The following is an 8,043-nucleotide window of genomic DNA, read 5'->3' as shown; positions in this document are numbered from 1 at the left end:
TGTTCAATACTGCTCTGTGGAATACCAAGAGTTGCATCGGCAGTATGATGTATCTTGCTCAATGACTGATGGCTATGACTGTTATCAGAATGCGTTGGCAGAGAGGATCAACGGAATATTGAAGATGGAGTATCTGTTGAATAAACCGAATGATTTAGATGAAGCAAAGAAAATGGTCGCTGAATCAGTAAAAATCTATAATGAATATAGGCCTCACACAGCTCTAAAATACAAAACGCCCGATGAAATACATCGAGCGTTTTAGTCAATCAAGTGTCAACCCATATCAGGACGGGTCACGTTACTTCTGGTTTGCTAGTACGCGTTCAACGGTATCAACAATAGCCTGTGTTTGAGGATCAAACTCAATGTTTACTTGGTCACCTACTTCACGGCCGCCAAACAGAGTACGATTCAGCGTTTCTGGAATCAGGTGAACAGAGAAACGGTTCTCTTCCACTTCACCGATCGTCAATGAACAACCATCAACGCCGATGTAGCCCTTGCTTAACACATACTTCATTGATTCTTGAGGTAGTTCAAACCAGAGCGTGCGGTTGTTTTCTGTCTTAATCACATCAACCAAGTTAGCCATCAACGTAATGTGACCAGACATGCTATGCCCGCCAATTTCATCACCAAACTTTGCTGCACGCTCAATATTCACTTTGTCACCAACATTCAGTTGGCCCAAGTTCGTCAATCTTAATGTGGCTTGCATTAAATCAAAGGCGATCTGGTTACCTGAAATTTCCGTTACCGTTAAGCAACAACCGTTATGAGCTACTGAAGCACCAATTGCTAATCCCTCAACCATTTCGTCGCTTAGCTCAATGGTATGAGTTTGAAACAACTCTTTTTTATTTATAGCAACCAGTGTTGCCATGCCTTGAACGATACCTGTAAACATAAGATTCCTATTTAGCATTCTAGGGCGTGTTGACCTTTCGTGGTTAAATTTTGTTCGGATGGGGACGCCTAGTCAAAAGCGTTTTAATCGCGGCGAGGGGGAAGTAGCCTAGTCATTCTAAGTAAATCTCCCTCAACAAAGAGTAAAACGCTTTTAGCCGAACCCTTCGGGCAGCGTTTGCTGGTCATTTTTACTACGTTATCGGCTTCTCATGTAGGCTAGCTACACATCGACGCCTCTGCCTTGTATAAATACCCAGCAACTCGCTGCAAAAATCAGCTCGAAAGATCAATACGCCCTAATAACAGTTTTTCATAGCAGTTATTGTGACATTTCTTTATGATTCGTCCAGTGGAAGCTTAAGATCATTGTCTCTGATTCCTTCAGAATGTCCTTTCCTACACTATTATTCTAATTTTCCCTCTTATTTGGAGTTGTTTGTGCATCGTTACAAAGAAGAATCCTCGAATCTAATCAAACTTGCGACTCCTGTATTGATTGCATCTGTCGCACAAACTGGAATGGGTTTTGTTGATACCGTGATGGCAGGTGGCGTAAGTGCTATCGATATGGCGGCGGTTTCTATTGCAGCAAGTATCTGGCTACCATCCATTTTATTTGGTGTCGGTCTATTGATGGCGTTGGTTCCTGTCGTTGCACAACTGAATGGTTCTGGTCGACAAGTCAAAATTCCATTCGAGATTCAACAAGGTGCGTTTTTAGCGCTCGTCATCTCCCTTCCTATCATTGGCGTACTGTTTCAGACACAATTGATATTGGAGTGGATGGACATTGAACAACTCATGGCGGAAAAGACCATCGGCTATATGAATGCGGTGATGTTTGCTGTACCTGCATTTTTGTTGTTCCAAACATTACGAAGCTTTACGGATGGTATGTCTTTAACTAAGCCTGCGATGGTGATTGGTTTTATTGGCTTGCTATTAAACATCCCGCTTAACTGGATGTTCGTATACGGAAAACTTGGAGCTCCTGCTCTGGGTGGTGTTGGCTGTGGCGTTGCAACGGCTATCGTATATTGGGTGATGTTTGCACTGCTGTTTGCTTACGTTTTAACATCAAAGCGTTTGGCGAAAATCAATATCTTCGGTACGTTCCATAAGCCTCAGCTCAAAGCACAAATTCGTCTGTTTAGACTTGGCTTCCCAGTAGCGGCCGCTATCTTCTTCGAGGTAACTCTGTTTGCGGTGGTTTCTCTGTTGGTTGCCCCATTAGGTTCATTGATTGTTGCTGCGCACCAAGTCGCGATCAACTTCTCTTCGCTGGTTTTCATGATTCCAATGAGTATCGGTGCTGCTGTGAGTATTCGTGTTGGCCATAAGTTAGGCGAAAACAACACCGAAGGCGCGAAGATTGCGACACACGTTGGTATCATTGTTGGCTTGGTCACAGCCTTAATGACAGCTGCATTAACTGTATTGTTCAGAGAGCAAGTTTCATTGCTCTATACAGAGAACACGGCGGTAATTACTGTTGCAATGCAATTGCTTTTATTCGCGGCGGTTTATCAATGCACCGACGCCATCCAAGTTATCGCTGCAGGTGCTCTGCGTGGCTACAAAGATATGCGTTCAATCTTCAACATTACCTTTGTTGCTTACTGGTTGCTTGGCCTTCCTATCGGCTACATCTTAGGAATGAAAGATTGGATTGTTGAACCTATGGGCGCGCACGGCTTCTGGATTGGTTTCATTGTTGGTCTAACGTCAGCAGCGATTATGCTGGGTATGCGCTTACACTGGATGCACAAGCAGGACGACGACGTACAGTTAGAATTTAGTTCTCGCTAGATTCGTACTCGTTAAACCGGTGTGTCTGATATCGAATACGAAAAAGAGCGCTGATCTTCAGGGCTCTTTTTCGTTTATTGGCGGGCGTATTATTTAGTCATACTAACTACTGGTCAGATAGATTGTATTTGTCTTAATAGTCACTTTTCTCTCTAACAAAGCGCGCAAACTTGGGTTTCCCATTTTGAGTAAAACCATTGTAGCGAAACGTAATACGACTGCCGATTTCAGGTGGTGCGAGTCTCATTTCGTCACTGAACCCGCTACCAATATAGAACTCAATCCCCTCCTCCGTGTGGACCAATATAGAACCCATCATTCCTTTATACTTTCCTGTCCCGCCTTTATAGCCAATAACCGTAGCTTCAGCATCATGATGCCTTTTAAGCTTTAACAGGTCATTACTTCGCCCTGCTTGATAACGGCTTGTGATCTTTCTTAGCATCAAACCTTCGCCATTACGTTCGTCGATATTATCTAACTGATGGAACAGTGCATCTTCACTATGAATAGGGAAATGCTCTATGTAACTGACATGAGGTTCACCAATCATACTGACCCAGTGCAAAATGTTGTAATAGCGCTTTTGATAATCTCCTGCAGCCCCTGGCATATCAAACAGCATGAAGTCTATTTGGCGCCAAGCTGTATCACTAGGTGTGTGATCGAGAACAGTAGATTGAACTAAGTGAAACTTGCCTCTTCCTGCCCACAACTCTCCTTCAAGATGTACCTTAGGCAAGTTTTCCGTAAACCACTTCGGTGAATAAATGCGATTCCCATTACGAGTATAGAGATGTTTACCATCCCACAGAGCCCGAATCCCATCGAGCTTCTCACTCTTCCAGTATTCAGAAACATCAATGCCTTGTTTATATGTGTTTGCCAGCACCAAGTGATCCGGAGGTAAATAGGATGAATGAGAAGAAAGCGAACACGCCCATAGAGTTGCTATAGCCAGTTTGGTTAGTCTCATCACTTGCTCCGTATTAATAACTCCCTTAATCCTAAGCGTTTCAACGTACAGTTAGACAATCTATGCCAGAAGATGCGACCCACACACCAACCTTATTCATCTTTAGCTTTCATTCACAAAATTAATGGCTTGTAGGTCTCAAAAGTACATCCAATTTTAGTTCTCATATTGAGAAACGACCTTTCTCAATATGAGATAGAGATTAAGAATTGCGTTAACTTGTTGAAAAGTAAGAACATAAAAGTTGGCACATTCAGTGCAATTATTCATACATACTTTAAAGGAGATAACGCTATGGAACTACGTAAGATTGATTTGAATACAACGACGCTAACGCTTTCTATCTTCGGTGATTTAGACGCAGCAGGCAGTCGTGATGCGCAAACTGACATTGATGATGTAATTTCGAACGACGGCCATCAAGAAATCGAAGTCGATTTTAGTCAAGTAGAGTTTTTGGATTCGTCTGGTGTTGGCGCAATAGTCTACATGTTTAAGCGCTTGACCGAGCGTGAACGCAACATGCGACTTGAGAATGTAACCGGGCAGCCACTTGAAATTATGAACCTATTACGAATAGGCCACGCTATCCCGGTAAACTCAAAAAGTCCTACTAATTCATGATGATCCACTAAGCTAGAAGTAACGAAAATAATAATTATAAAAATAAAAACAAAGGACGTTGGCATGAAATTATTCAAAAACTACATAGCCCTCTCTCTGTCTGCTCTGGTTCTGGGGTGTACTAGCTACCCAGAGTCAGGAACAGGAGGTCTCGCTGAAAGTTATGATTCAATAAATTATTTGAATTCCGACTTCTCTCCTGTCATGCCTGATGAGCCACTTGGCCCTGAACACGGTTTACGTTTTGATTGGCAATTAGCAAAACTTCATTTAGATGCGTTAATCCAAGAAGGTGCGCGTTGGTGTTTTCCCGCTGCGGTAGTCCAAGCTATTGAAAAGCAAAATCGTATTGCACGTGAACTACAAGGCGGTTTACTGCTAGATGCAGCCAACGACCTAGTCATCCAAAGAAAACGCCTAAACGAACTTGAAGTCCAGCTAGACTATGTGACATCACAAGCCCGTTGTGAGCCACCAAAAAATGAAAATCAATTTAGAATACAATTGTCGGTTATCGAACAGTTGTATGACCTACTTAATGTTGATAACCAATTCGCAGAAGACTCTATTGAAGTCAATCCCAAGTATATGGGAAGACTTGCCGAAGCGACAGCGCTACTCAAAGAACACAAGTCTTTAGACCTAGTTGTTACAGGCCATGCTGATGCGACTGGGACCGAAGAATATAACGACAAGTTAGCACTTGGACGAGCTAAACAAGTCGAACGCTACCTGACTATTTTTGGCTTGGGTGCTCAACGAATCAAAGCCGTCTCTGTCGGCGAAACCGTTCCTCTTTTTGAGGGCGAATCAGACGGTACGCGTTTAACTAACCGTCGAGTCAGCATAGAAGTTATCTCACCTAAAAACGCCGAGAAAATGGGAGGTGGGCTATGAAATCATTGATCGCTTTTTTCATCACCCTATCGCTATGCTTTGCGAATATCGTGAATGCAAGAGACGAGTTTTCAGAGGCGGTTCAAGTCGGTGATCTTATCCAAGTCAACGTACCCGGAGAAAGTACCTTAAATACTGGGTTCCAAGTTGATAAACGTGGCCGTATTACTCTTCCTGAAGTGGGTACTGTATTTGTGGCAGGTTATGACAGTGAGCAGCTTAACAAGGTCGTTTTAGAATCACTGGCTACCGCTTATAAAGATCTTTCAAACGCTTCCGTATACGTAAAAGAACAGCAAATCATTATTTACGTTCAAGGTTATGTACAACAACCTGGCGAATACACACTCGCATTGGGTTCTAGTATCCAAATGGCGCTTTACGCTGCGGGCGGCTTACGTTCAGGGGCACAACTCGATAAGCTTATTCTTAAGCGAGGCGCTGATAAAATAGAATTCAACTACAAACGTTTCCTAGATTCAGGTGACGAATCAACGCTCCCCGCTTTGCAATCATTGGATTCACTGTTTGTACCTGCTTCCCCATTAGTCGGTAACATCGAGCAAGAGTTTGACGCTGCAAAGCTTGCTAACTCCGGTGACAGTGCTGACTCTCGTAATTCAATCAAAGTGTTTGGTGAAGTAAACGCACCGGGCTCATTCACTTATAAAGAAAACACCGACCTCGTCGACGTATTAATGCGTTCTGGCGGCGTGACTCGTTATGCCAGTGTTGAGCAGATCCGTGTGATCTCAAACAACACCCCAACGCTATTCAACCTTAAACGTTACTTAGATTCTGGTGACGAAAGTTTGCTTCCAATTTTGCGTCCAGGCGCGACGATTTTTGTACCCAAGCAAGAAGAAGAGATCAAGTCTGGTGCTAATATGGTTTACGTAATGGGCGAAGTAGCCTCTCCAGGTGCCTTTGAAGGTAAGAGAGGTGCGACGTTTATGGATATCTTAGCGAACGCTGGCGGCCCGACCCGATTTGCGGAGTCTAGACAAATCCGCGTACTCAAAGCCGACGGCAGAGTAGTTAAATTTGATTTAGCGGCATACACAGAAGGTTTACCTAATTCTAACCCTCCTAGCATCAAAGCGGGAGACGCGATTTTCGTCCCAGAGAAAACAGACATGAACGAGAAATCATGGCTAAAGATCTCACCGGATAGAGCTGTAAATGTTATTGGTGAAGTTGTTCGACCGGGACGTATTGAATGGTCAGATGAAATGGATTTCATGGGCTTACTTGCTCATGTTGGAGGGCCAACACTGCGTGCCGACACCACAAAAATAGAAGTGGTTACAGGTAGAAAGCTAGTGGTTTTCGACTTAGACGAATTTATTAGATCTGGAGCTCCGCGTGACCAACTGCCCTTTATCCGTGCAGGCTCAATTGTGCGCGTACACGACTTACCTCAAGACCCTTCAGACAACAAATCTCAATGGGTGCGTCAAAGCTCAGATGCATCAATTTACGTGTTTGGCCAAGTTCGTTCACCAGGCCGGTACCGATTTACAAAAGACATGCACTTTCTAGACATATTGTCAGCGTCAGATGGACCAACGAAAGACGCCGACATTCACAATATTCGCGTAACCCACAGAGATAAGACCTACTCTAAAGTGAGCAAATTAAACTTATCTCTCTATTTCGAAACTGGTGATGAATCGATCCTACCAAACGTAACTGCCGGCGATACTATTTATATCCCGGAAAAAGATAAAAATTGGTTGGACACACCAAAAGAAAAAACAGTTCGTGTGCTTGGCGCAATTAATAATCCGGGTCGATATGTGTTTAACGACAACATGACGATTTTAGATATCTTGGCAGAGGCATCAGGCCCTACTGAAAATGCTTATGTAGAGAAAATTACCATTGTGAACATGTCTTGCTGCCAAGGCCAAGCTCGTACCTTCGACCTTGTTGAGTTCAGCAAAACGGCCAACATCTACAACTTACCAGTGCTACGTGCCGGTGACACTATTTACATCCCAGATCGACGCGAGAGCTTTATGGAAAAAGCTCGAGTGGGCTTAGAAGACATACTTCGCCTAACGACAACCATTGTCCTAATAGGAGCTTTGTAATGACTATTTCAGCAATTCAAGCAGAAGTAGAACAACTGTATCTAGCTTCTGAACTTAATGGCCAAAAATCAATATGCGTGACCGCCTGCCATTCAGGTGACGGTGTAACATCCATTGCAACGGCATTGGCCGAACGTTTCCTATTGGCGGGTCACTCTACGCTGTATGTTGACCTCAATTTATTTAATCCGGCATTCAAAGATTTACATATGTTGGAAGAAAAGCAACAAGGAAGACTCATTGAACATGTTGAGTCTCAACGCCTTTTTATGGGGGTTCCAGCCCCTCAAGTTACTTCAACTCAACTGGCTTACAAAGACCCAGAAACGCTGACTAAAGTGGTAAGCCAATGGTTAGAAACATACGAAAGAGTGGTTGTCGACACCTCGCCTCTGCTGAATGTTAATAAAGGCAATATACCCGCCCAATCGGTAGCGAGTGCTTGTGATTGCACGTTACTTGTTGTCGCCTATGGAGAAACTTCGACGCACAACTTAACTCAAGCGAAAAAGTTACTTGATGCACAAAATATCTCGCTCCTTGGATGTGTGATGAATATGAAATACACGCCAAGTTTCGCTAATGAATTGATACGCCAAGTAAATAAACTGAAGCTCCTTCCTCGCTCACTACAGGAGAAAATTAAAAGTTGGATATCTAGAAATGAGTTTCTCAATTTAACTCTATAAGCTTCACTAAAAAATTACGATGTCTCTAAGAGAAGGAAGG

8 protein-coding genes are annotated in these 8,043 nt (G+C 43.3%); 6 read left to right on the top strand and 2 right to left on the bottom strand.

Annotated elements, in window-relative coordinates:
• Nucleotides 1-265: integrase core domain-containing protein (locus L4C44_RS03115; protein WP_428804342.1), on the top strand; the 265-nt coding region annotated here is incomplete at its 5' end.
• A gap of 36 nt (nucleotides 266-301) precedes the next feature.
• Here L4C44_RS03115 and L4C44_RS03110 read toward each other — a convergent pair.
• Nucleotides 302-910, bottom strand: a complete 609-nt coding sequence (locus L4C44_RS03110) for a riboflavin synthase subunit alpha (protein ID WP_146489770.1) — start codon at nucleotides 908-910, stop codon at nucleotides 302-304.
• 440 nt (nucleotides 911-1,350) lie between these two features.
• On the opposite strand from L4C44_RS03110, the gene L4C44_RS03105 reads away from it, so the two are divergent.
• Nucleotides 1,351-2,721 carry an MATE family efflux transporter gene (locus L4C44_RS03105; protein WP_061017956.1) on the top strand — a complete coding sequence of 457 codons (1,371 nt, stop codon included), beginning with the start codon at nucleotides 1,351-1,353 and terminating at the stop codon, nucleotides 2,719-2,721.
• Between the two features lie 133 nt (nucleotides 2,722-2,854).
• On the opposite strand, the gene L4C44_RS03100 is transcribed toward L4C44_RS03105, so the two are convergent.
• Entirely contained in the window at nucleotides 2,855-3,697 is an 843-nt protein-coding gene (locus tag L4C44_RS03100; protein WP_146491565.1) for a DNA ligase, read from the bottom strand.
• A 294-nt stretch (nucleotides 3,698-3,991) separates the two neighbouring features.
• On the opposite strand from L4C44_RS03100, the gene L4C44_RS03095 reads away from it, so the two are divergent.
• The 4 genes from L4C44_RS03095 to L4C44_RS03080 all read left to right on the top strand — a co-directional run bounded on the left by L4C44_RS03095 (nucleotide 3,992) and on the right by L4C44_RS03080 (nucleotide 8,003).
• Entirely contained in the window at nucleotides 3,992-4,321 is a 330-nt protein-coding gene (locus L4C44_RS03095; RefSeq protein WP_086711361.1) for an STAS domain-containing protein, read from the top strand.
• Between the two features lie 63 nt (nucleotides 4,322-4,384).
• A complete protein-coding gene (locus L4C44_RS03090) occupies nucleotides 4,385-5,218 on the top strand; it encodes an OmpA family protein (RefSeq protein ID WP_146491564.1) in 834 nt (277 codons plus the stop codon).
• On the top strand, nucleotides 5,215-7,314 hold the full coding sequence (locus L4C44_RS03085; protein ID WP_428804341.1) for an SLBB domain-containing protein: 2,100 nt from the start codon (nucleotides 5,215-5,217) through the stop codon (nucleotides 7,312-7,314). Before L4C44_RS03090 ends, L4C44_RS03085 begins: the two co-directional genes overlap by 4 nt.
• Nucleotides 7,314-8,003 (top strand): P-loop NTPase family protein, encoded by a 690-nt coding sequence (locus tag L4C44_RS03080; protein WP_428804340.1) that lies wholly within the window; start codon nucleotides 7,314-7,316, stop codon nucleotides 8,001-8,003. Before L4C44_RS03085 ends, L4C44_RS03080 begins: the two co-directional genes overlap by 1 nt.
• Nucleotides 8,004-8,043 lie beyond the last annotated feature (40 nt).

Source organism: Vibrio satsumensis (assembly GCF_050337435.1).
GTDB lineage: Bacteria > Pseudomonadota > Gammaproteobacteria > Enterobacterales > Vibrionaceae > Vibrio > Vibrio satsumensis.
This window is presented reverse-complemented; position numbering and strand designations above follow the sequence as displayed.